This window comes from Agromyces sp. NPDC004153 (assembly GCF_053603635.1).
The window spans coordinates 262,435-285,689 of the sequence record NZ_JBSGFY010000002.1 but is presented as its reverse complement, the minus strand read 5'-3'; the positions used below and the strand labels follow the sequence as shown (position 1 = coordinate 285,689).

Genomic DNA, 23,255 nt, shown 5'->3' with positions numbered 1-23,255 from the left:
CGGAAACGCCGAAGGGAGGCCGCCCGGGCGGCCTCCCTTCGGGAGCGGAGTCGACGAACCCTCAGTGGAAGGAGTCGCCGCACGCGCAGCTGCCCTGCGCGTTGGGGTTGTCGATGGTGAAGCCCTGCTTCTGGATGGTGTCCTCGAAGTCGATCGAGGCGCCGTCGAGGTAGGGCACGCTCATCTTGTCGACCACGACCTCGACGCCCGAGAAGTCCACGACGGCGTCGCCGTCGAGCAGCCGCTCGTCGAAGTAGAGCTGGTAGATGAGCCCGGAGCATCCGCCGGGCTGCACCGCGACGCGCAGTCGCAGGTCGTCGCGACCCTCCTGCTCGAGGAGGCTGCGGACCTTGTCGGCGGCGGGGTCGCTCAGCTTCACGCCGTGCGTCGTGTCGGTGATCGTGTCGCTCATGTCACTCCTCGTGCATCAGGTACATCAAAGCCTGCATCCATGGTAACCGCGGATCCTGAATACCCGCCCCGCTCGGACTCGGGAAGTCGCACGAGCCGTCAGGACGCGTCGCCGCGGGCCTCGAGCCGGGCGAGGAACAGTGCCTCGCCGAGCAGCGCGCGCTTGAACACGCCGAGGTGCAGCGACTCGTTCGGGCTGTGCGCCTTGGACTCGGGGTCCTCGACGCCGGTCACGAGGATCTGCGCGCCGGGGAACTCCTCGACGAGCTCGGCGATGAACGGGATCGAGCCGCCGACCCCGATCTCGACAGGCTCGCGCCCCCACGCCTCCGCCATGGCGGCGCGCGTCTCGGCGACCGCCCAGCCGCTCGTGTCCACGAGGAACGGCTGCCCGGTGTCCACGTCCTCGAAGGTCAGCTTCGCGCCGAACGGCGCGTTCGCCTCGAGGTGGGCGCGGATCGCCGCGAACGCCTCGTCGGCGTCCTGGCCGGGGGCGATGCGGGCGCTCACGCGCACCCGGATGCCGGGTAGGAGCGTGTTCGACGCATTCGCCACGTCGGGCGCGTCGATGCCCGTGATCGTGATCGCGGGCTGCGACCAGATGCGCGACAGGATGGTGCCCGTGCCGATCGGCGCGACGCCGTCGAGCAGGCCCGCCTCCGTGCGGAGCTGCGCCTCGTCGTACGCCGGGGTCTCGAGCCCCGCGTCGCGCAGGCCTTCGACGGCGACCGAGCCGTCGGCGTTCCAGAGGGTGTCGAGCAGGCGGATGCCGGCGAGCATCGCGTCGGGCACGGCGCCGCCGTACATGCCCGAGTGCGAGGCGTGAGCGAGCGTGTCGATGCGCAGGTTGAACGCGACCGCGCCGCGGAGCGCGACGGTGATGGCGGGAGTCTCGAGGTCCCAGTTGCCGGAGTCCGCGACGATGATCGCGTCGGCGGCGAGGAGGTCGCGGTTCTCGCGGAGGAAGTTCGCGAACGAGCGCGACGCCCATTCCTCCTCCCCCTCGATGAAGACGGCGATGCCGAGGTCGAAGTCGCCCGCCGCCTCGGCGAACGCGCGGATGGCGCCGACGTGCGCCATGACGCCCGCCTTGTCGTCGGCGGCGCCGCGGCCGTGCAGGCGGTCGCCGCGCTGCGTCGGCTCGAACGGCGGCGTGTCCCAGTCGTCGTCCTTGCCGGGGGGCTGCACGTCGTGGTGCGCGTAGAGGAGGACCGTCGGGCGTCCGTTGCGCGCGGGCCGGCTCGCTACCACGGCGGGCTGGCCGAGCTCCGAGCCGTCCTCGACGGCGGCGCGGTGGATCTCGACGAGCTCGAACACGCCGGTTCCGCGGAGCAGCTCGGCGACGGCGTCGGCGCTCTCGGCGACGTGGGCCGGGTCGAACGCGGGCCACGACACGGACGGGATCCGAACGAGGCGGGCGAGGTCGGCGACGGTCGCGGGGAAGCCGGCGTCCACGGCGCTGCGGATCGCCGCGGCGGTCTCGGTGGGCGCGATCGTGGATCCGGTGGGAGGGGGCTGGGTCATGCCGGTAATCTTAAGGGAACCGATCCGAGGACTCCCGTGGCCAACAACTCCACCAACACCCCCGCGCCCGAAGCCGGCGCCGACAACGCGGCATCCGAGTCGACCCCCAAGGTCGGCAAGGGGACGCCCACTCCCAGCCGTGCCGCCCAGGAGGCCGCACGCAAGCGCCCGCTCGTTCCGAACGACCGCAAGGAAGCGGCGAGGCAGGCGCGCGCGAAGCAGACCGAGGCCCGTGAGCGTGCCCGCGTCGGCATGGCGATGGGCGAGGACAAGTACCTGCCCGCGCGCGACCGCGGCCCGCAGAAGAAGTTCGTGCGCGACTACGTCGACGCGCGCTTCAGCATCGGCGAGATCCTGATCCCGGTGATGTTCCTCGTCATCGTGCTCACGCTGATCCCGAGCTACGAGGTGCAGACCATCGGCATCTTCGCGCTCTGGGGCTTCTTCCTCGTCTCCGTGGTCGACGTGATCATCCTGGGCACCATCCTGACCCGCAAGCTCACGGCGAAGTTCGGCGAGAACAAGGTCGAGAAGGTCCGCTGGTACGCGGCGATGCGCGCGCTGCAGCTGCGTCCGCTCCGGCTGCCGAAGCCGCAGGTCAAGCGCGGCCAGTACCCGTCCTGATCCGAGCCCGGCCCGCGGTCGGGTCGAACGGCGACGGATGCCGCATCGCGATGTCCGCGCGTCCGAACATGCCGCGCGAGGTCACGCCCGCGCGTACGCCCCTGCCCGGATGAGCGGCACCCGGGTCTCCTCGCCGGTGAGCGAGCCGTGCTGCCCGACCATGAGCTCGGCCTGACGGTTCGGCTCGCGCCGGTCGTAGTAGGCGATGCCCGACCGGGCGGCGATGAGCACGTCGCCGATCCGGCCCAGCACTTCCTCGTCGACCGTCGGCCCGTAGAGCCCGGATTCGATCGCCTCGTCGCGCCCGAGCACCCATGCCCGGTGGCCCTCCGCGGCCCGCCAGCCCTCGACGAGCCGCGCGCGGGCGGCCTCGTCGAGCTCGGGTTCGGCGTAGAGGGAGAGGAACCGCGGCTCGCCGCCGACGTGACGGATGCCGTCGAGGAGGTCGGGGCGGGCGTCGACGAACACGTGCTTCTGGGCGGGCACGTCGACCACGCCGTGGTCGGCCGTGACGAGCAGGCCCGTGCCACGTGGCATCCGTCGCTCGAATGCGCCGACCTCGGCGTCGAGCTGCTCGAGGAGCCCGAGCCAGCGGTCGGACTCCCAGCCGTGCGCGTGCGCGGCCTGGTCGAGCTCGGGCACGTAGAGGTACACGAGGGCACCCGAGTGCTGCTCGAGCACGGACTGCGCCATGGCGAAGCGGTCGGGGACCGAGGCGGCTGCGCGGAACTCCGCCCCGCGCAGCACCGCCCGGGTGTAGCCCGAGTCGGCGTAACGCGCGGCGCCGATCGCGAAGGTCGGGACGCCGTCGGCGCTCGCCGACTCGAACAGCGTCTCCGAGCGCTGCCACGTCTCGGGCACCATGCCGGCGTCCCAGCCGTTGAGCTGGTTCACGAGGCGGTCGCGCGCCGCGTCGAGGACCCGGTAGCCGACGAGGCCGTGCTCCCCCGGCATCCGTCCCGTCGTGAAGCTCGCGAGGGCGGCGGCCGTCGTCGACGGCAGCACCGTGCGGATCACGTCGCGCCGCGTCATCCGCGAGCTGAGGAACCGGGCGTGTCCCGCGCGCGCCTGCAGGTTGCTGGCGCCGAGGCCGTCGACGAGCACGACCACCACACCGGATGCCGCGGGCAGCTCGAACCCGTTCTGCACGCCCCGCAGGCTCGCCAGCGAACTCGCGAGGACCCCGGCAAGCCGCGGAACGGTGACGGCGGGCACCGGTAGCATGGCAGGCATCGCGCCCAGTCTGGCACAGGCCGGGCGCGCGCCCGTTCCCCCGCGTGCACCGCACGCCAGCAGCAGAGACCACGGATGACCCGAGCCAAGAACCCGCCCGCCGACGAGCCGATCGTCGAACGCATCCAGGACGTCGACGTCGCCACCGAGATGCAGGGCTCGTTCCTCGAGTACGCCTACTCGGTCATCTACTCGCGGGCCCTGCCCGACGCGCGCGACGGACTGAAGCCCGTGCAGCGACGCATCCTCTACCAGATGGTCGAGATGGGCCTGCGGCCCGACCGCGGCCACGTGAAGTCGGCGCGCGTCGTCGGCGAGGTCATGGGCAAGCTGCATCCGCACGGCGACACGGCCATCTACGACGCCCTCGTGCGCATGGCGCAGCCGTTCACGCTGCGCGTGCCGCTCGTCGACGGGCACGGCAACTTCGGCTCGCTCGACGACGGTCCGGCCGCACCGCGCTACACCGAGGCCCGCCTGGCCTCCCCCGCGCTCGCGATGACCGAGGGGCTCGACGAGGACGTCGTCGACTTCGTCCCGAACTACGACAACCAGCTCACCCAGCCCGAGGTCCTGCCGGCGGCCTACCCGAACCTGCTCGTCAACGGCGCGAGCGGCATCGCCGTGGGCATGGCCACGAACATGGCGCCGCACAACCTCATCGAGGTGGTCGCGGCCGCGCGGCACCTCATCGCCCACCCGAACGCGACGCTCGACGAGCTCATGGAGTACGTGCCCGGCCCCGACCTGCCGACCGGCGGCACGATCGTCGGCCTCGCCGGCATCAAGGACGCGTACGCGACCGGCCGCGGCAGCTTCAAGACCCGCGCGAAGGTGAGCGTCGAGAGCATCACCGCACGCAAGACCGGGCTCGTGGTGACCGAGCTCCCCTACCTCGTGGGCCCCGAGAAGGTCATCGAGAAGATCAAGGACGGCGTCAACGCCAAGAAGATCAGCGGCATCTCCGACGTCACCGACCTCACCGACCGCACCAACGGCCTGCGCCTCGTCATCGGCATCAAGACGGGGTTCAGCCCCGAGGCGGTGCTTGAGCAGCTCTACCGGCTGACGCCCCTCGAGGACTCGTTCAACATCAACAACGTCGCCCTCGTCGACGGCGGCCCGCAGACGCTCGGGCTGCGCGAGCTCCTGCAGGTGTACGTCGCGCACCGCATCTCGGTGGTGACGCGACGGTCGCAGTTCCGCCTGGCGCGCCGCAAGGAGCGGCTGCACCTCGTCGAAGGCCTGCTCATCGCGATCCTCGACATCGACGAGGTCATCCAGGTCATCCGCACGAGCGACGAGGCCGAGCAGGCGCGCACCCGCCTCATGGACGTGTTCGACCTCAGCCAGCTGCAGGCCGAGTACATCCTCGAGCTCCGCCTGCGCCGGCTCACGAAGTTCTCGCGCCTCGAGCTCGAGGCCGAGCGCGACAAGCTCCGCGCCGAGATCGAGGAGCTCGAGGCCCTGCTGGCGAGCCGCCACCGCATCGAGGCGCTCGTGTCCGACGAGCTCGCCGAGATCGCCGAGCGCTACGGCACGCCGCGGCGCACGCTGCTCACCGATGCCCGACCGAGCATCGCGGGCACGCGTGCGAAGCACGCCGCGGCCGACCTCGAGGTGGCGGATGTCGCGTGCCGCGTGTTCCTCAGCGCGACGGGTCGCATCGCCCGCGTCGACCTCCCCGACGGTCCTGACGGCCGGCCAGCGATCACGCAGCCGGCTCGCCGGAGCAAGCACGACGCCATCCGCTCGACGCTCGACACGACGAGCCGCGCCGAGATCGGCGCCGTCACGAGCCTGGGCCGCCTCATCCGGTTCACGCCCGTCGACCTGCCGATGCTGCCGCCGACCTCGGTGCAGCTCGGCGCCGGCGTCCGCGTCGGCGACTACCTCGCGCTGCCGAACCGAGACGAGAAGGTGCTCGCGATCGTGGCGCTCGACGGCGACCGCTCGATCGCTCTCGGCACGAAGCAGGGCGTGGTGAAGCGCGTCGCCGCGAACGCCTATCCCAACAAGCCCGAGTTCGAGGTCATCGGCCTGAAGGCCGGCGACGAGGTCGTCGGCGCGGTGCAGGGCGACGAGACCGACGAGCTGGTGTTCGTCGCCTCCGACGCGCAGCTGCTGCGGTTCCCCGCGGCATCCGTGCGCCCGCAGGGCTGCCCGGCGGGCGGCATGGCCGGAATCAACCTGGCCTCGGGTGCGCACGTCGTGCACTTCACGAGCGTGCCGGCCGATTCCGCGGCCGACGCGGTGGTCGTCACGGTCGCCGCGAGCAACGAGACGCTGCTCGGCACCGACCCCGGCAGCGCGAAGGTGAGCTCGTTCACGGAGTTCCCGGCGAAGGGCCGTGCGACCGGTGGCGTACGGGCGCAGCGATTCCTGAAGGGCGAGGATGCCCTGCACCTCGCCTGGGTCGGCCCGTCTCCCGCGCTCGCGGTGGGCGCTGACGGATCCGCGCGCCAGCTGCCCGACGGCGGCGCGAAGCGCGACGGTTCGGGCCAGGCGCTCGAGGCCGTGGTCGCCGCCGTGGGGCGGCGCATCGGCTGAGCGCCGCTCGACGGCTACTCCGCACGCTTGACGTCGGCAGCCACGACCGGCATATTCGGCCGTGGCCGGCGCGAGCGGAACCGCCCGCGGCATCCGGCCCGTGACGGCTGGGGGCTGCGATGACGCGTGCGGTGCTGGAGCAGGCGATCGGCGGAGGCGTGCTCGCGCCCGGCGACGACGGCTACGACGAGGCGCGGACGGTGTGGAACGCCATGGTCGACCGGTATCCGAGGTTCGTCGTGCGGTGCTCCGACGCCGCTGATGTCGTCTCGGCCCTGCGGTACGCGCGCGAGCACGACCTCGAGGTCGGGATCCGCTGCGGCGGGCACGGCATCGTCGGACACGCGGTGCCCGACGGCGGCCTCATGATCGATCTCCGCCCGATGGGCGCGGTCGTGGTCGATCCTGCGACGCGTCGGGCTCGCGTGCAGGGCGGCGCGCTCCTCGCGGCGCTCGACGTGGGGGCGCAGGAGCACGGCCTCGCGACGACCGCGGGAAACGTCTCGCACACCGGAGTCGGCGGGCTGACGCTCGGCGGCGGGATGGGCTGGCTGGCGCGACGGCACGGCCTGACCTGCGACAACGTCGTCTCGTTCGAGGTCGTCACCGGCGACGGCTCGATCGTGCGCGCGAGCGCCGAGGAGCACCCCGAGGTGTTCTGGGCGCTGCGCGGCGGCGGCGGCAACTTCGGTGTCGTGACGGAGTTCGAGTTCGTCCTCCACCCCGAACCGGGGCGCACGATCGCGGCGGAGTTCCACTACCCCGCGGCGGTGGCGGCGCTGCCGATGCGACGATGGCGCGACCTGAGCACGATCGCGGCGCGGCAGGCGACCTTCACGGCAACGATCTCTGGGCAGGACGTGGCCCTCGGGCTCGTCTGGGTCGGCGACCCCGAGGCGGGAGGCGCCGCGATCGCGGAGCTCGACCGCGAGCTGTCGGCGGCGGCCGAGCCGACCGCCCGCGTCATCGAGCCGATGTCCTACCTGCAGCTGCAGACCCGCGAGGACGACGTCGAGGGCCACACCTGGCGGCGGTACTGGAAGGGCCACTACTTCCGCACCCTGGACGACGAGCTCATCGACCTCGTGCTCGAGCGCGACGAACCCTACCTTCCCGACGTGAGCCTGCAGGCCTACGGTGGCGCGATCGCCGACGTCGTCGACGACGACGCCGCCTTCTCACGGCGCGACACCGCGTTCGAGTTCGTCGCCGCCGCGCGGTGGGGCGATCCGTCGGAGGACGAGGCCCGGATGTCGGCGGCGCGACGCTATGCCGGCGCCATGGACCGCTTCGCGAGCGGCGCCTACGTCAACGTGCTCGGCGACGACGGCGCCGCGGGCCTCCGCCGCGCGTACTCCGACGAGAAGCTCACCCGGCTGACCGCGGTGAAGGACGCGTACGACCCCGGCAACGTCTTCCACCTGAACCAGAACATCCGCCCGTCGACTCGCTGAAGCGGGTCGACACGTCGGCTGCGTCGGCGTCAGGCGTCGATGCGGTCGCGCTCGAGCGCGTCGGAGCTGTCGATGATGAACTCTTTGCGCGGTGCCACGTCGTTGCCCATGAGCAGCTCGAACACCCGACCGGCGTTCTCGGCGTCGCCGAGGCCGACGCGGCGCAGCGTGCGGTGCCGCTTGTCCATCGTCGTCGTCGCGAGCTGGTCGGCGTCCATCTCGCCGAGGCCCTTGTAACGCTGGATCGGGTCCTGGTAGCGGCGGCCCTGCTTCTTCAGCTGGGCGAGCACGCCCTGGAGCTCCGCCTCGGAGTACGTGTAGATGGTGTCGTTGGGCTTCGAGCCCGGGTTCATCACGACCACGCGGTGCAGCGGCGGGACCGCGGCGAAGACGCGGCCCTCCTCGATCATCGGCCGCATGTACCGGAAGAACAGCGTGAGCAGCAGCGTGCGGATGTGCGCGCCGTCGACGTCGGCGTCGCTCATGATGATGACCTTGCCGTAGCGCGCGGACGCGAGGTCGAAGCTCCGGCCCGATCCCGCGCCGATCACCTGGATGATCGAGGCGCACTCGGCGTTGCCGAGCATGTCGGAGACGCTCGCCTTCTGCACGTTGAGGATCTTGCCGCGGATCGGCAGGAGCGCCTGGTGCTCGCTGTCGCGGGCGAGCTTGGCCGTGCCGAGCGCCGAGTCGCCCTCGACGATGAACAGCTCGCTGTGCGCGACGTCGCTCGAGCGGCAGTCCACCAGCTTCGCGGGGAGCGACGAGCTCTCGAGCGCGTTCTTGCGGCGCTGGGTCTCCTTGTGCGCGCGGGCGGAGATGCGCGACTTCATCTCGGCGACGACCTTGTCGAGCAGCAGGGCGGACTGCGCCTTGTCGTCGCGCTTCGTCGAGGCGAAGCGCGCCCCGAGCTCCTTCGTGAGCACGTTGGCCACGATGGCGCGCACGGCGGGGGTGCCGAGCACCTCCTTCGTCTGCCCCTCGAACTGCGGCTCGGGCAGTCGCACGGTGATCACGGCCGTGAGGCCGGCGAGCACGTCGTCCTTCTCGAGCTTGTCGTTGCCGGCCTTGAGGCGCCGGGCGTTCTGCTCGACCTGCTGGCGCAGGAATCGCAACAACCCCTGGTCGAATCCCGTCTGGTGGGTGCCGCCCTTGGGCGTGGCGATGATGTTGACGAACGACTTCACGATCGTCTCGTAGCCGGTGCCCCAGCGCAGGGCGATGTCGACGTGGCACTCGCGCTGGAGCTCGGTCGGCACCATCGCACCGCCGTCCGTGAGCACGGGGACGGTCTCGGCGAAGCCGCCCGACCCGGTGATGCGCCAGATGTCGGTGAGCGGGGCATCCGTCGCCAGGTGCTCGACGAACTCGGAGATGCCGCCCTCGAACTGGAACGAGGTCGTGTGCGGCTCGGCGCCGCGCTCGTCGGTCACGTCGATCGCGAGGCCCGGCACGAGGAACGCGGTCTGTCGCGCGCGCCCGAGCAGCTCGTCGGTCTGGAACTCGGCGCCCTTCGTGAAGATCTGCCGGTCGGCCCAGTAACGGATGCGCGTGCCCGTGACGCCCTTGGCCACCTTGCCGACGACGCGCAGCTCGCTGCGTTCCTCGAACGGGGTGAACGGGGCGTCGGGCGTCGGTGCGCCCGTGTCGGCGAACACGCCCGGCTCGCCGCGGTGGAACGACATCGCCCAGGTCTTGCCGTCGCGATCGACCTCGACGTCGAGGCGCTCGGACAGGGCGTTGACGACCGACGCGCCCACGCCGTGCAGGCCACCCGAGGCCGCGTAGGAGCCAGAGCCGAACTTGCCGCCCGCGTGGAGCTTCGTGAACACGACCTCGACGCCCGAGAGCCCGGTCTTCGGCTCGATGTCGACGGGGATGCCGCGCGCCCGGTCGCGCACCTCGACGCTGCCGTCGGGATGCAGCAGCACGCCGATCTCGCTGCCGTGCCCCGCGAGCGCCTCGTCGACCGAGTTGTCGATGATCTCCCAGAGGCAGTGCATGAGCCCGCGCGAGTCGGTCGACCCGATGTACATGCCGGGTCGCTTGCGAACCGCCTCGAGGCCCTCGAGGACGGAGAGGTGGCGTGCGGAATAGTCGGAGCTCACGTCGGATCACTCTACTGTCGCCCGAGGACACCGCCGCGCAGGCGCTACGCGCACAGCGAAATGCGGCGACCAACGGAAGGAACCGGCTCCTCCGCGTGTTTTCATTGATGAACGGAACATCGATCGTGAGCCAGGAGGAGGAGCCATGACGCAGTACACCGACAGCCCCGGTGCGGTCGACGAACTCGACACCCCCTACGAGCTCACCGCGCTCGACCGCTGCGACGCCTGCGGCGCGCAGGCCTACATCCGAGTCGTCGTCGCGAGCGGCGAGCTGCTCTTCTGCGCCCACCACGGACGCAAGCACCAGGAGAAGCTCTCGCAGATCGCGCACAGCTGGCACGACGAGTCGAGCCGACTCCTCGTCGACGACCGCGACTGACGCCCGAACGACGTGAACGCCCCGGCTTCGGCCGGGGCGTTCGTCGTTTCCGGGCGTCGCCGGTCGAGTGGGGGCGAGCTCAGGCGTCGGCGGCGGATGCCGCGACCCGCGCCGCGGCGAGCTGCGCCTCTCGCGCGGCGGTCGCGTAGCCGTCGACGACGGCGGCCTGTTCGCCCGGCGCGTACGCGACGCCGGCGCGCTCGGCCATGACCCGAAGCAGGTGGTCCGCGAAGGCGGGGTTCTTGGCGAGCACCGGACCGTGCAGGTGCGTGCCGATCACGGCGCCCATGACGACGCCCTCCTGGCCGGAGTCTCGTCCGTTTCCGGTGCCGGCGCGCACGCGCCCGAGCGGCGATCCCTCGGCGCCCACGTAGTCGCGGGCGTGGTTCTCGAACCCGACGAGCAGGCCGAACCGCGGCGACGCGACCACGAGGTCGTCCGTGACCCGCCCGGTGCGCGGGACCGCACGCCCCGGAAGGATGCCGAGACCCTCGAGGCTCGATCCGCCGGGGCGCTCGACGCCCCAGCTCAGGAGCTCCCACCCGGTGCCGATCGCGAGGATCGGGACGCCCTCGGTGCCCCAGGTGCGCAGCTCGTCGTGCAGGCCCAGCAACGCCGTGCGGCTCGCCGCGAGCGACGAATCGCTGCCCGACCCGAGCACCACGGCGTCGACGCGGTCGGGGAGGTCGTCGCGCGACTCGACCGCGACCACGCGCGCGTCGAGCCCGGCCCAGCCAGCGCGACGAGCGAGCACGTGCGCGTTCTCGGCGTCGCCGTTCGTGTTCTGCAGTCGGGGCAGGAGCGCCGCGATCGTGAGGCTCGTCATTCCGCTCCCGAGAGTCCGAGGTGGGCGCGCGTGCGGCGCATCGCGTCGGCGGAGAACACGATGGTCTTCACGCCGGTCGCCGGCGCCGGCGCCGCGAGGAAGTCGTCGAGCGCGCGGCCGAGGTCGGGCTCGACCCGGTCGATCTCCACGCCGTCGTACGCGAGCATGAGGGCGGCCTCATGGGCCTTCGAGCCGCTCACGATCGCGACACGGCCGAGCGACGAGGCATCCGTGGGCCAGAAATAGGACGGGTCGCGCACGTCGGAGCCGATCGCGAAGAGGATCTGCTCGGTGCCCGGCTCGATGCTGTCGACGTTGAGCTGGTAGCTGGCGGGGTTCTGCACGAGGACGAACTCGACGTCCTGGTCGCGCACGCGCACGCGCTCGCCGCGACCGAAGACGGCCGGGATGGCGCTCAGCGCGTCGGCGGCGGTCGTCGGCGAGAACCGCTCCCCCAGCACCGCCTTCGCGGTTGCGTAGGCGGCGGCCGCGTCGACAGCGTAGTGCGTGCCGCGGGCCGGCAGCCTGACGTCGACGGATGCCGCGCCGTCGCGCAGCACGGCCGACGCGCCGCTCACCGACTCGACCACGACGCCGGCCCCGGGCGCGAGCCGCTCGGGCGCCGTCTCCGTGTAGCCGAGGCCGCGCGGCGAACGCGTGAGCACCTCGGCGGAGACGCCGTAGCGATGCACCGCCACGGCGGGTCCGGTCGCCCAGGCGAGGCGCTCGAGGTAGGCATCGTCCGCGTTCAGGACGACGGCCTCGTGCGCGCGAGCGGCGATGCGCTCGAGCATGCCGGCGACCATGTCGGAGTCGTGGAAGCGGTCGATCTGGTCGACCATGACGTTGGTCAGCGCGACGATGCGCGCGTCGACGCCCTGCATGACGAGCGCGCCGTGCCCCTCGTCCATCTCCAGGACGGCCACGTCGCCGGGTACACGGCCCTGCCAGTCGGCGCGCTCGAGGAGCGCGGACGTGAGGCCCTGGCTGATGTTCGCGGTGGAGGGGTTCGTGAACACGTCGACGCCGTGCGCACGCAGGATCGCGACCAGCATCTTCGTGGTCGTCGACTTGCCGCTCGAACCCGAGACCACCACGAGGCCCTGCGGGAAGCCCGAGAGCGTGCGCTTCAGGTACCCGGGCGCGATGCGGTTGACGACGAGGCCGGGAACAGCCGATCCGCCGCCGGGCTTGCGCAGCCGGGCGGCGAATCGGGTGAGCCTGCCGACGAGGATCGCCGGCGCGTAGCGCACCGCCGGCCTACTCGAGGTAGTCGCGCAGCGACTGCGAGCGGGACGGGTGGCGCAGCTTCGCCATCGTCTTCGACTCGATCTGGCGGATGCGCTCGCGCGTGACGCCGAACGTGTCGCCGATCTGGTCGAGGGTCTTCGGCATGCCGTCGCCGAGGCCGAAGCGCATGCGGATCACGCCCGCCTCGCGCTCGCTCAGGGAGTCGAGCAGCGACTCGAGCTGCTTCTGCAGCATCGTGAAGCCCACCGCGTCGGCCGGCACGACCGCCTCGGTGTCCTCGATGAGGTCGCCGAACTCGCTGTCGCCGTCCTCGCCGAGCGGGGTGTGCAGCGAGATCGGCTCGCGGCCGTACTTCTGCACCTCGATGACCTTCTCGGGGGTCATGTCGAGTTCCTTCGACAGCTCCTCGGGCGTGGGCTCGCGGCCCAGGTCCTGCAGCATCTGGCGCTGCACGCGGGCGAGCTTGTTGATGACCTCGACCATGTGCACCGGGATGCGGATGGTGCGGGCCTGGTCGGCCATCGCGCGGGTGATCGCCTGGCGGATCCACCACGTCGCGTAGGTCGAGAACTTGAAGCCCTTGGTGTAGTCGAACTTCTCGACCGCACGGATGAGGCCGAGGTTGCCCTCCTGGATGAGGTCGAGGAACTGCATGCCGCGGCCGGTGTAGCGCTTCGCGAGCGAGACCACGAGGCGCAGGTTCGCGCCGAGCAGGTGGCTCTTCGCGCGCTGGCCGTCCTTCGCGACCCACTGCAGCTCACGACCGAGCTGCGAGCGCTTCTCGGCGTCGCTCATGTGCGACAGCTTCTCCTCGGCGAACAGGCCGGCCTCGATGCGCATCGCGAGCTCGACCTCCTCGGCCGCGTTCAGGAGCGCCACCTTGCCGATCTGCTTCAGGTAGTCCTTGACCGGGTCGGCCGTCGCGCCGGTGATCGCGCTCGAGTAGACGGGCACCTCGTCCTCGTCGTCGACCGCGCGCAGCACGAGCGCACCGGTGGGGTGCGGCTCGACCGCGACCTCGGGCTTCGCGTCCTCCTCGTCGGCCTCTGCCGCGCCCTCGGCGTCGGCTGCGCCCTCGGATGCCGCGTCGGCGGTTTCGGCGGCCTCGTCGCCCTCGGCGGCGACCTCGGCCTCGACGTCGACCTCCTCGAGGTCCTCGGGGTCGAGCTCGTCCTCGTCGTCACCCACGGCGCCGGCCTTGGCCTTGCCCTTGGGCTTCGCGGCGGACTTCGCCGTGCTGGTGCGCGGCTTCTTGGTCGCCGGCGTCGTCGCGCTCTTGGACGCGGCCGCCTTCGTGCCGCCGGTCTTCGCAGCGGATGCCTTCGTCTTCGCCGCTGACGTCGCGGCGGTGGCCTTCGTGGCCGTCTTGGCGGCGGTCGACTTCGCGGCCGTCGTGCGCGCTGCGGCGGGCTTCTCCGCCTCGCCCTTCGCCGACGTCGCAGCCTTCGTCGTTGCCATTCGTTTGAACCTCTCCTACCGTCGCGCGGCGCTTGCCCTCTCGGACGTTCGGCTCGTGCTGTCGGTCCGGTCGATTTCGGACACTATGAGGACCCATGTCAAGTCCGCGTGAACCGGTGCGACGATCTCGCACCCGCAGACCAGAACGGGTCCTGCCTCTATTATACAGCCTGACAGCCCGTCGGACTCGCGGACGCCCGCGCTCTTCTCCCCGCTGGTTGCAACGCCCGGCCTGCCCTGTGCATTCCCCTCGGGCCCGGGATTCCGCGGAACTCCGGCCATCGCGCGGGCGCCCGCGCGGCGACGCGGCTGGATCGGAGGCTCAGCCGCCGAGCGGCGTGTCGTCGTCGCGCGTGCGGCGATAGGCGAGGAACTTCTCGAGCTCGGCCGCGATCTCGTCGGCCGAGGGCAGCTCGCCGTCCTCGTCGGTGAGGGGCGAGCGCAGCGTCGTGCCCTCCATGTACGAGTCGTGACGCTCCTCGAGCGTGCCGACGAGCTTCGCGAGCTCGGCGTTCTCGGCGACCTGCTCGTCGATGCGGGCGACGAACTCCCGGCCCTGCTCGCGCAGCGCGTCGGTCGGGAAGATGCGGCCGGTCGATGCGCTGATGGCCTCGAGCGCGGCGATCGCCGCCGTCGGGTACTCCGCGTCGGAGAGGTAGTGCGGCACGAGGAGCACGAAGCCCGTCGTGGGGTGCTCCTCCTGCTGCAGGCGGTACTCGACGAGGTGGAGCGCGTTCGAGGGCACCTCGGTCGTCGGCCGCCAGATCGACATCGCCTCGATGAGGTCGGTGCGGTTGCCGCTCACGGTCATGCCGATCGGGCGGGTGTGCGGCACGGGCATGGGAATGGAGTTGATCCAGGTCGTCGACGAGACCTGGAACTCGTCGATGAGTCCGAGCACGGCGGCCCCGAACCGCTCCCACTGGAAGTCGGGCTCGTAGCCCGTGAGCATGAGGAACTGCTGGCCGATCTCGTCGCGTGCGAGGTCGAGGCTCAGCCGCGGCGGACGGTAGTCGGCGAGGTGGTCGCCCTCGAACAGGATGATCGGACGCCGTGCCCGGTAGTCGAGCAGCTCGTCGGCGTCGAAGGTGGCGACGACCGTGGTGTCGAGGGTCGTGAGGAGGTACTCCGTCGTCTGCGCGACGGCCGAGCCCGCGTCGGCGAAGCCGGTCAGCCCCGCGATGAGCGGGAGTCCGGGCGGCACCTGGACGTCGGGATTGCGCTCGTAGAGGGAGCGTGGATCGCGCATGCCTCCAGCCTAACGACGGCCCGGAGGGCGCCCGGCGGTCGCCGCGCGCGTCGGATGATGCCGAGAGCGAACACGTACGATCGGCTGCATGACCGTCCCCCTGCTCTCCGTCTCCCCCGCCCCCGCCGCCGAGTCCGGCGCCGACGCCGTGCTGCTCGCCGCGAGGAGCGGCGCCGACGGCGCCGAGCTGCTCGCGGTCGACGGCTTCGAATGGGTGCCCGCGGCCTTGGTGGCGCTCGGCGCGAAGGGCACGGCCGAGGAGGTCGTGAAGGTCCCCGGCCCCGAGGGCGGGCCGCGCCTGGTCGTCGTGGTCGGCACGGGCGAGGCAGCGGATGCCGCGGCGCTCCGCCTCGCGGCCGGCAGCGCGGTGCGACAGCTCACCGGCGTGGCGACGCTCGCCGTCGCGATCCCGGTCGACGACCCCGAGGACGCTGCGGCGGTCCTCGAGGGTGCGGCGCTCGGCGCCTACGCCTACACCGCCTACAAGGCGAAGCCGAAGTCGCCCGTGGAGGAGATCACGCTGCACTCCTCGCTCGACGTCGACACCTTCGGGCTCGACCGTGTCCGCGCCGTGGCCGCCGCGGTCGCGCGCACGAAGGACCTCGTCAACACGTCGCCCGCGGAGCTCTTCCCAGCGCGCTTGGCCGAACTCGCCGTCGAGGCGGCGAGCGGCGCCGGCGTCGCGGCGAAGGTCTGGGACGAGGAGGCCCTCGCCGCCGACGGCTTCGGCGGGATCCTCGCCGTCGGGCAGGGCTCGAGCCGCGGGCCGAGGCTCGTGCGCCTCGACTACGCGCCGGCCGGGGCATCCGTGCACCTCGCGCTCGTGGGCAAGGGCATCACGTTCGATTCGGGCGGGCTCTCGATCAAGCCGATGGCGTCGATGGTGGGCATGAAGACCGACATGGCCGGCGCGGCCGCGGTGCTCTCGGCGATCGTCGCGCTCGCCGAGCTGCAGGTGCCCGTGCGCGTCACCGGATGGCTCTGCCTCGCCGAGAACCTGCCGTCCGGCACCGCCGTGCGGCCCAACGACGTGCTGCGGATCCACGGCGGCACGACGGTCGAGGTGCTGAACACCGATGCGGAAGGGCGCCTCGTGCTCGCCGACGGACTCGTCGCGGCAAGCGAGGAGCAGCCCGACGCGATCGTCGACGTCGCGACCCTGACGGGCGCGCAGGTCGTGGCGCTCGGTCACCGCATCGCCGGGCTGATGGGCGACGACGAGCTCGTCGCGAGGGTCCGCGCCGCAGCCGACGCGGTCGCCGAGCCCACCTGGCCCATGCCGCTCCCCGCCGACCTGCTCGCGCTCCTCAAGTCCGACGTCGCCGACCTCGCGAACACGAAGCTCGGGCAGACCGTCCCGGGGATGCTCCTGGCGGGCGTCTTCCTTCGCGAGTTCGTGGGCACGCGAGCGGGCTCCGAGGAGCGGATCCCGTGGGCGCACCTCGACATCGCGGGGCCGTCGAACAACGCCGGCGGACCCTGGGGATTCACGGGAAGCGGGGCCACCGGAGTCGCCGTCCGCACGCTCGTCAAGCTGGGCGAGCAGCTCGCCGAAGGGTAGTAGGGTGCTATGGGCGAGATCGTCGCCCAGCACCCTGCCCCCGATCACCTACCGGGGTCAGACCGTGTCGCAGATCGATGCGCAAGGGAGATTGCGGTTGTCCGAGCAGAACTTCGACATTGTCATCCTCGGAGGCGGCAGCGGAGGGTACGCAGCGGCGCTGCGGGCCGTCGAGCTGGGCTTCACCGTCGGCCTCATCGAGAAGGACAAGCTCGGAGGCACGTGTCTCCACCGCGGCTGCATCCCGACGAAGGCGCTGCTGCACGCCGCCGAGATCGCCGACAACTCGCGTGAGTCGGCCCGCTTCGGCGTCCGCTCGACCTTCGAGGGCATCGACGTCCCCGCGGTGACGCAGTACCGCCAGAGCATCGTCACCAGCAAGTTCAAGGGCCTGCAGGGCCTCGTCAAGGCCCGCGGCATCACCGTGATCGAGGGCGAGGGCCGTCTCGTCGCCGCCAACGCGGTGCAGGTCGGCGACGACCGCATCGTCGGCAAGAACGTCATCCTCGCGACCGGCTCGTACTCGCGTTCGCTCCCCGGCCTCGAGATCGGCGGCCGCGTGATCACCAGCGAGCAGGCGCTCGAGCTCGACTTCGTGCCCAACAAGGTCGCCGTGCTCGGCGGCGGCGTCATCGGCGTCGAGTTCGCGAGCGTCTGGAAGTCGTTCGGCGCCGAGGTCACCATCATCGAGGCGCTCCCCCACCTCGTGCCCAACGAGGAGGAGTCGGTCTCGAAGCAGCTCGAGCGCGCGTTCCGCAAGCGCGGCATCGACTACAAGCTCGGCGTGCGCTTCCAGGGCGTCACCCAGAACGACCAGGGCGTCGTCGTGACGCTCGAGAACGGCGAGACCGTCGAGGCCGAGCTGCTGCTCGTCGCCGTCGGCCGCGGCCCGGCGACGCAGGGCCTCGGCTACGAAGAGGTCGGCGTCACCATGGACCGCGGCTTCGTCATCACCGACGAGCGACTCGCCACCAACCTGCCGGGCGTCTACGCCGTCGGCGACATCGTCCCGGGCCTCCAGCTCGCGCACCGCGGCTTCCAGCAGGGCATCTTCGTCGCCGAGGAGATCGCGGGCCTCAACCCGATCGTCGTCGAGGACGTCAACATCCCCAAGGTCACCTACTGCGAGCCCGAGGTCGCCTCCATCGGCTACACCGAGGCCCGTGCCGCCGAGAAGTTCGGCGCCGACCAGGTCTCCTCGTACGAGTACAACCTCGCCGGCAACGGCAAGAGCCACATCCTCGAGACGAGCGGCTCGATCAAGGTCGTCCGCGTGAACGACGGACCCGTGGTCGGCGTGCACATGATCGGCGCCCGCGTCGGCGAGCTGATCGGCGAGGCCCAGCTGGCCGTGAACTGGGAGGCGTACCCCGAGGACATCGCCCCGTTCATCCACGCCCACCCGACCCAGAACGAGGCGCTGGGCGAGGCGTTCCTCAAGCTCGCCGGCAAGCCGCTGCACGCGCTCTGAGCCCGCGCCCGCGAACACGACTGCAATAAGCTAGAAAGCGTCACACGCTGTGAAGGAGACAAGCGCATGAGCGAATCCGTCAGCCTCCCGGCACTCGGTGAGAGTGTCACGGAGGGCACGGTCACCCGATGGCTGAAGAACGTCGGCGACCGTGTGGAGGTCGACGAACCGCTGCTCGAGGTGTCGACCGACAAGGTCGACACCGAGATCCCGTCGCCCGTGGCCGGCGTGATCGAGGCGATCCTCGTCCAGGAGGACGAGACCGTCGAGGTCGGCACGCCCCTCGTCACGATCGGCGACGGATCCGGCGCTGCGGCGCCCGCCGAGGCGGCACCTGCTGCCGAGGCCGCGCCCGCTCCCGAAGCGGCCCCGGCCGCTCCGGCTCCTGCCGCCGAGGCCGCACCCGCTCCCGAGGCTGCGCCGGCCGCTCCGGCTCCTGCCGCCGAGGCGGCGCCCGCCGCTCCGGCGCCCGCAGCCGAGCCGGCTGCCGCGCCCGCCCCCGCACCCGAGGCAGCGCCGGCGCCGGCCACCGAGGCAGCTCCGGCGCCTGCGCCCGCACCCGCACCGGCCGCCGCTCCCGCGCCGGCTCCCGAGGCTGCTCCGGCACCCGCCCCGCAGGCGGCACCTGCGGCGCCAGCCGCTGCTCCGGCGCCCGCCGCACCGGCCCCCGAGGCCGCTCCGACGGCACCCGCGCCCGCTCCGCAGGCGGCCCCCGCTGCCGCGCCGGCTCCCGCTCCCGCTCCTGCGGCCCCCGCTGCCGAAGCGGCGCCCGCCGGTGCGCACGCAGGCCCCAGCGGCTACGTGACGCCGATCGTGCGCAAGCTCGCCAACGAGCAGGGCGTCGACCTCGCGAGCGTGACCGGCACGGGCGTCGGCGGCCGCATCCGCAAGCAGGACGTGCTGACCGCCGGCCAGGCGCCGGCTGCCGAGGCTCCTGCCGCAGCACCCGCCCGCACGCCGCTCGAGACGTCGCCGCTGCGCGGCACCACGGTGCCGATGACCCGCCTGCGCAAGGTGGTCGCCGAGCGCGCCGTCGTCTCGATGACGTCGACCGCGCAGCTGACCACCGTCGTCGAGGTCGACGTGACGCGCGTGGCGCGCCTCCGCGACCGCGTCAAGGGCGAGTTCCTCGAGAAGACGGGCAACAAGCTCTCCTTCCTGCCGTTCTTCGCGATGGCCGCCGCCGAGGCGCTCAAGGCCTACCCGATCGTCAACTCGACGGTCGACGGCGAGAGTATCGTCTACCCGTCGACGGAGAACATCAGCATCGCGGTCGACACCGAGCGCGGCCTGCTGACGCCGGTCATCCGCGACGCGGGCGAGCTCAACATCGCCCAGCTCGCCGCGCAGATCGCCGACCTGGCCGACCGCACGCGCAACAACCAGCTGAAGCCCGACGAGCTCTCGGGCGGCACGTTCACGCTGACGAACACCGGCTCGCGCGGCGCGCTGTTCGACACGCCGGTCGTGTTCCTGCCGCAGTCGGCCATCCTGGGCACCGGCATCGTGGTGAAGCGCCCCGTCGTCGTGAAGCAGGACGGCGAGGACGCGATCGCGATCCGCTCGATGGTCTACCTGGCCCTGTCGTACGACCACCGCATCATCGACGGTGCCGACGCCGCCCGCTTCCTGACCGCGGTCAAGGAGCGCCTCGAGGAGGGCGACTTCCAGTCGTCGCTCGGCATCTAGTCGAACACCTCGCGCAAGCGCCAACCGGCCTCGCCCCTCACCATGAGGAGCGAGGCCGGTTCGCGTTCGGGGGTCGCTCGGGCGCGCACCAGCACGGCGCCGCCCATCTCGGCCACGACCTCGAGGGTGGCCGGGTCGAAATCCGTCGGCGGCAGCGCCTCGCCGTCGCGTGCGGCGACCAACGCGGCTCGATCCGACGCCTCGATCGCCGAGCCCGGCTGCACGACCGTGCCCAGGCAGCCGAGGTCGAGCGCCGCGAAGCACTCCGCTCGTCGACCGAGCAGGTCGCGCGCGGCCGCCACGACGTCGTCGGGAGTGCTCCCGCCGAGATCGTCCACCGACGAGGGCGGCGCCGCGGTATCGGCCTCCGGCGACACCGGCGGGTTCGTGGCCTGAGTGTCGGCCGTCGGTTCCTCGATCGGTTGGACCTCGCCCACGTCGGGCTCCCCCGCTGCGCCGCCCGACGCTCCGGCCACACGGCCGCCCTCGGCACCCGCCGGCGGCACGAGCGTGAGCATCGACACGAGCGCAGCTCCGCCGAGGAGCGCGCCCACCGTGACCGCCCGGCCGCGGGCTCGGATGAGGTCCGCGAGCCGCGTGCGGCCGTTGGCGACCCGGTCGACGTCGGCCGCCGCGGCGAGCTGCTCGACGACGCCCTCGGGCGCCTGGACGAGCGCGAGCCATCGCCGCCATCCGCCGGGGACGGCACCATGCGGCTTGGGCGCCACGACGGCCCCCTCCGCGTCCATGTCCGCCTCCACAGGGGACGGGGTCGGCGGCGCGACCCGAGCGGGCAGCCGGCGCGGGCTCACCGCCGTGGCGATCTCCCGCACGGGCTCGGGCGTCGCGAGCTCGAACAGGCGACGCTCGAGCTCTGCCTCGCACGGCGCGAACGGACGGGCGGCAAGGCGCGAGCGGATGAGGTCGACGGCCTCCACGAGCGCGCCCACTGGCATCACTGCGGCCGCCACGTCCTCCACGAGATCGGCGAGGCGCTCGTGGGCGACGCGTCGAAGCGCCGTGCGGTCGGCGCCGCGGTCGGGCATGCGCTGCAGGGCGCCGAGCCCCAGGATGCGCGGACGACCGCCGTCGTCGAAGACGATGTCGCTCACCGCGAGCCGCGTGTGCGCGTATCCCCTCGACGCGAGGTCGCCCACGGCGACCACGATCGGCGCGAGGATCGTGACGGCTTCGCCGGCGGTGATCGTGCGACTCGAGAGTGTCCGCGCGAGCGAGCCGCCGCCGAGCCGCTCCACCACCACGCAGCAGCGCCCGTCGGGCAGGGTCGCCACGTCGTGGAGCCGCGGGAGGGCGCCCGCGGCATCCGTCGACATCGCCTCGAGCTCGCACGCGATCGCGGCGTCGTCGGCCTCGGCGTCGTAGACGCGGAGCACCACGAGCGCCGGCACGCCGTGCGCTCCACTTGCGACACCGGTCGAACCACTCGCGACAGCGGTCGACCGGCCCGCAGGCCCGACGCCGTCGGAGCCGGGCGGTGCGGGCCGACCGACCGCAGCGAGGTAGACGTCGGCCCGGTCGCCCGACGCGATGCGGCGGATCAGCCGGTAGCCCACGAGCCGGCCGTCGAGGGGTGCCGCCGCGACGCCGCGCGCGACCGGATCGGGACGGCGCTCGGTCGGGTGCTCGCGTCGCGATCGGCGGCTCATGGTGGAAGGATGTCGCGCCGGCTGGGCGCAGACGGTCGGAAGACGACCGCGCGAGGGCAGCCACACGGCCGCCCGCCGTGTGGAGGACGAGTCGCGGCATCCGCCCGCATAGACTGGACGGCATGCTCGACTTCGTCGTCGCGGGGCTAAGCGCCAACTCCGTGCCGTACATCGAGGGTCTCGACCTTCAGCGCGCCGTCCATCGCGCGGTCGTCAGGGGCGAACGCCCCGACACCGTCATCCTCCTGGAACACCCCTCCGTCTACACCGCCGGCAAGCGGACTGCGCCCGATGAGCGGCCGACCGACGGAACCCCCGTCATCGACGTCGACCGCGGCGGCAAGATCACCTGGCACGGACCGGGGCAGCTCGTCGGCTACCCGATCCTCCGGCTCGCCGAGCCGGTCGACGTGGTCGGCTACGTGCGCCGTGTCGAGGGCATCCTCATCGACGTGCTCGCCGAACTCGGCGTCGACGGACGCCGCGTCGAGGGACGCTCGGGCGTCTGGGTCGGCGAGCCGGGCCACGAGAACAAGATCGCCGCCATCGGCATCCGCGTCGCCGACGGCGTGACGATGCACGGGTTCGCACTCAACTGCTCGAACTCGCTCGACCCCTACGAGAAGATCGTGGCTTGCGGCATCCGCGACGCCGGCGTGACCACCATCACGCGCGAGCTCGGATACGACGTGACCCCCGAGGACCTGGTCGACCCGATCACCCGGCGGTTCCGCGCCGAGGCCGAGGCGGCGGTCGCCGCATGAGCACCGCACCAGAGGGGCGCCGGATGCTGCGCCTCGAAGTCCGCAACGCCCAGACCCCCATCGAGCGCAAGCCCGAGTGGATCAAGACGCGGGCGAAGATGGGACCCGAGTACCGCCAGCTGCAGCAGCTCGTGAAGGGCGAGGAGTTGCACACGGTCTGCCAGGAGGCCGGCTGCCCGAACATCTACGAGTGCTGGGAGGATCGGGAGGCCACCTTCCTCATCGGCGGTTCCCAGTGCACGCGTCGCTGCGACTTCTGCCAGATCGACACGGGCAAGCCGGCCGACTACGACGTCGACGAGCCGCGCCGCGTGGCCGAGTCCGTCGTGCGGATGCAGCTGCGCTACTCCACCGTGACCGGCGTCGCCCGCGACGACCTGCCCGACGAGGGCGCCTGGCTCTACGCGGAGACGATCCGCGAGATCCACCGCCAGTCACCCGGCACGGGCGTCGAGATCCTCGTCCCCGACTTCTCGGGCAACCCCGAGCTGCTCGGCGAGGTCTTCTCGGCCCGACCCGAGGTGTTCGCCCACAACGTCGAGACGGTGCCGCGCATCTTCAAGCGCATCCGTCCGGCCTTCCGCTACGAGCGGTCGCTCGATGTGATCACGCAGGGCCGCGACGCGGGCCTGATCACGAAGTCGAACCTCATCCTCGGCATGGGCGAGGAGCGCGCCGAGGTCACGCAGGCCCTGCAGGACCTGCACGACGCCGGCACCGACATCATCACGATCACCCAGTACCTGCGCCCGAGCCCGCGCCACCTGCCGGTCGACCGCTGGGTGCGACCCGAGGAATTCGTCGAGCTCAAGCAGGAGGCCGAGGAGATCGGCTTCCTCGGCGTGCTCGCCGGTCCGCTGGTGCGCTCGTCGTACCGTGCCGGCCGACTCTGGGCGCAGTCGATGCACGCGAAGGGCCGCGAGCTGCCGCCCGAGCTCAGCCACCTCGCCGACGCGTCGCTCGGCTTCGCGCAGGCCGTCGGCTGAGGCATCGGGATGCCGCCTCCGCCGTCGGTGAACGCGGTCGGAGGCGG

Annotated in this window: 18 protein-coding genes; 9 read left to right on the top strand and 9 right to left on the bottom strand. The window is 72.0% G+C overall.

Features of this window, described 5'->3' with window-relative positions; all coding sequences use genetic code 11:
- Window positions 1-61 precede the first annotated feature (61 nt).
- Window positions 62-412 carry an iron-sulfur cluster insertion protein ErpA gene (gene erpA / locus ACWEOH_RS15280; RefSeq protein ID WP_148735037.1) on the bottom strand — a complete coding sequence of 117 codons (351 nt, stop codon included), beginning with the start codon at window positions 410-412 and terminating at the stop codon, window positions 62-64.
- 98 nt (window positions 413-510) lie between these two features.
- Window positions 511-1,935 (bottom strand): M20/M25/M40 family metallo-hydrolase, encoded by a 1,425-nt coding sequence (locus ACWEOH_RS15275; RefSeq protein WP_452032419.1) that lies wholly within the window; start codon window positions 1,933-1,935, stop codon window positions 511-513.
- 36 nt (window positions 1,936-1,971) lie between these two features.
- Here ACWEOH_RS15275 and ACWEOH_RS15270 point away from each other — a divergent pair, with 36 nt between their 5' ends.
- On the top strand, window positions 1,972-2,559 hold the full coding sequence (locus ACWEOH_RS15270; protein ID WP_452032417.1) for a DUF3043 domain-containing protein: 588 nt from the start codon (window positions 1,972-1,974) through the stop codon (window positions 2,557-2,559).
- Between the two features lie 81 nt (window positions 2,560-2,640).
- Here the strand turns inward: ACWEOH_RS15270 and ACWEOH_RS15265 are convergent, their stop codons facing one another.
- The gene (locus tag ACWEOH_RS15265; RefSeq protein ID WP_452032415.1) at window positions 2,641-3,792 is read right to left on the bottom strand and encodes an alkaline phosphatase family protein; all 1,152 of its coding nucleotides are present in this window, start codon (window positions 3,790-3,792) and stop codon (window positions 2,641-2,643) included.
- 75 nt (window positions 3,793-3,867) lie between these two features.
- Here ACWEOH_RS15265 and ACWEOH_RS15260 point away from each other — a divergent pair, with 75 nt between their 5' ends.
- Together ACWEOH_RS15260 and ACWEOH_RS15255 are read left to right on the top strand one after the other, a co-directional pair.
- Window positions 3,868-6,342, top strand: coding sequence for a DNA gyrase/topoisomerase IV subunit A (locus ACWEOH_RS15260; protein WP_452032413.1), 2,475 nt, complete (start codon window positions 3,868-3,870; stop codon window positions 6,340-6,342).
- A 119-nt stretch (window positions 6,343-6,461) separates the two neighbouring features.
- Window positions 6,462-7,796, top strand: coding sequence for an FAD-binding oxidoreductase (locus ACWEOH_RS15255; protein WP_452032411.1), 1,335 nt, complete (start codon window positions 6,462-6,464; stop codon window positions 7,794-7,796).
- Window positions 7,797-7,825: 29 nt separating this feature from the next.
- On the opposite strand, the gene ACWEOH_RS15250 is transcribed toward ACWEOH_RS15255, so the two are convergent.
- The gene (locus ACWEOH_RS15250) at window positions 7,826-9,904 is read right to left on the bottom strand and encodes a DNA gyrase/topoisomerase IV subunit B (RefSeq protein ID WP_452032409.1); all 2,079 of its coding nucleotides are present in this window, start codon (window positions 9,902-9,904) and stop codon (window positions 7,826-7,828) included.
- A gap of 145 nt (window positions 9,905-10,049) precedes the next feature.
- Here ACWEOH_RS15250 and ACWEOH_RS15245 point away from each other — a divergent pair, with 145 nt between their 5' ends.
- The gene (locus ACWEOH_RS15245) at window positions 10,050-10,286 is read left to right on the top strand and encodes a DUF7455 domain-containing protein (RefSeq protein ID WP_148735044.1); all 237 of its coding nucleotides are present in this window, start codon (window positions 10,050-10,052) and stop codon (window positions 10,284-10,286) included.
- A gap of 79 nt (window positions 10,287-10,365) precedes the next feature.
- Here ACWEOH_RS15245 and ACWEOH_RS15240 read toward each other — a convergent pair whose 3' ends face one another.
- The 4 genes from ACWEOH_RS15240 to ACWEOH_RS15225 form a co-directional block, all read right to left on the bottom strand.
- Window positions 10,366-11,112, bottom strand: a complete 747-nt coding sequence (locus tag ACWEOH_RS15240) for a type 1 glutamine amidotransferase (protein WP_452032406.1) — start codon at window positions 11,110-11,112, stop codon at window positions 10,366-10,368.
- The gene (locus ACWEOH_RS15235; RefSeq protein ID WP_452032404.1) at window positions 11,109-12,365 is read right to left on the bottom strand and encodes a Mur ligase family protein; all 1,257 of its coding nucleotides are present in this window, start codon (window positions 12,363-12,365) and stop codon (window positions 11,109-11,111) included. The genes ACWEOH_RS15240 and ACWEOH_RS15235 overlap by 4 nt, the downstream gene beginning before the upstream one ends.
- Before the next feature lie 7 nt (window positions 12,366-12,372).
- Window positions 12,373-13,821, bottom strand: coding sequence for an RNA polymerase sigma factor (locus tag ACWEOH_RS15230; RefSeq protein ID WP_452032402.1), 1,449 nt, complete (start codon window positions 13,819-13,821; stop codon window positions 12,373-12,375).
- Window positions 13,822-14,143: 322 nt separating this feature from the next.
- A complete protein-coding gene (locus ACWEOH_RS15225; protein ID WP_148735048.1) occupies window positions 14,144-15,070 on the bottom strand; it encodes a proteasome assembly chaperone family protein in 927 nt (308 codons plus the stop codon).
- An 88-nt stretch (window positions 15,071-15,158) separates the two neighbouring features.
- Here ACWEOH_RS15225 and ACWEOH_RS15220 point away from each other — a divergent pair, with 88 nt between their 5' ends.
- The 3 genes from ACWEOH_RS15220 (at window position 15,159) to sucB (ending at window position 19,791) form a co-directional block, all read left to right on the top strand.
- Entirely contained in the window at window positions 15,159-16,631 is a 1,473-nt protein-coding gene (locus ACWEOH_RS15220; protein WP_452032399.1) for a leucyl aminopeptidase, read from the top strand.
- A gap of 97 nt (window positions 16,632-16,728) precedes the next feature.
- Window positions 16,729-18,102, top strand: a complete 1,374-nt coding sequence (gene lpdA, locus ACWEOH_RS15215; RefSeq protein WP_452032397.1) for a dihydrolipoyl dehydrogenase — start codon at window positions 16,729-16,731, stop codon at window positions 18,100-18,102.
- A gap of 66 nt (window positions 18,103-18,168) precedes the next feature.
- Window positions 18,169-19,791: a 2-oxoglutarate dehydrogenase, E2 component, dihydrolipoamide succinyltransferase gene (sucB, locus tag ACWEOH_RS15210; protein ID WP_452032395.1), complete on the top strand. Its 1,623-nt coding sequence runs from the start codon at window positions 18,169-18,171 to the stop codon at window positions 19,789-19,791.
- Here sucB and ACWEOH_RS15205 read toward each other — a convergent pair.
- The gene (locus ACWEOH_RS15205) at window positions 19,788-21,458 is read right to left on the bottom strand and encodes a hypothetical protein (protein WP_452032393.1); all 1,671 of its coding nucleotides are present in this window, start codon (window positions 21,456-21,458) and stop codon (window positions 19,788-19,790) included. The genes sucB and ACWEOH_RS15205 overlap by 4 nt on opposite strands.
- A gap of 122 nt (window positions 21,459-21,580) precedes the next feature.
- Between ACWEOH_RS15205 and lipB the strand changes: the two genes are divergently transcribed.
- Together lipB and lipA are read left to right on the top strand one after the other, a co-directional pair.
- A complete protein-coding gene (lipB, locus tag ACWEOH_RS15200; RefSeq protein WP_452032391.1) occupies window positions 21,581-22,222 on the top strand; it encodes a lipoyl(octanoyl) transferase LipB in 642 nt (213 codons plus the stop codon).
- The gene (gene lipA, locus ACWEOH_RS15195) at window positions 22,219-23,208 is read left to right on the top strand and encodes a lipoyl synthase (RefSeq protein ID WP_452032389.1); all 990 of its coding nucleotides are present in this window, start codon (window positions 22,219-22,221) and stop codon (window positions 23,206-23,208) included. The genes lipB and lipA overlap by 4 nt, the downstream gene beginning before the upstream one ends.
- Window positions 23,209-23,255: the final 47 nt, after the last annotated feature.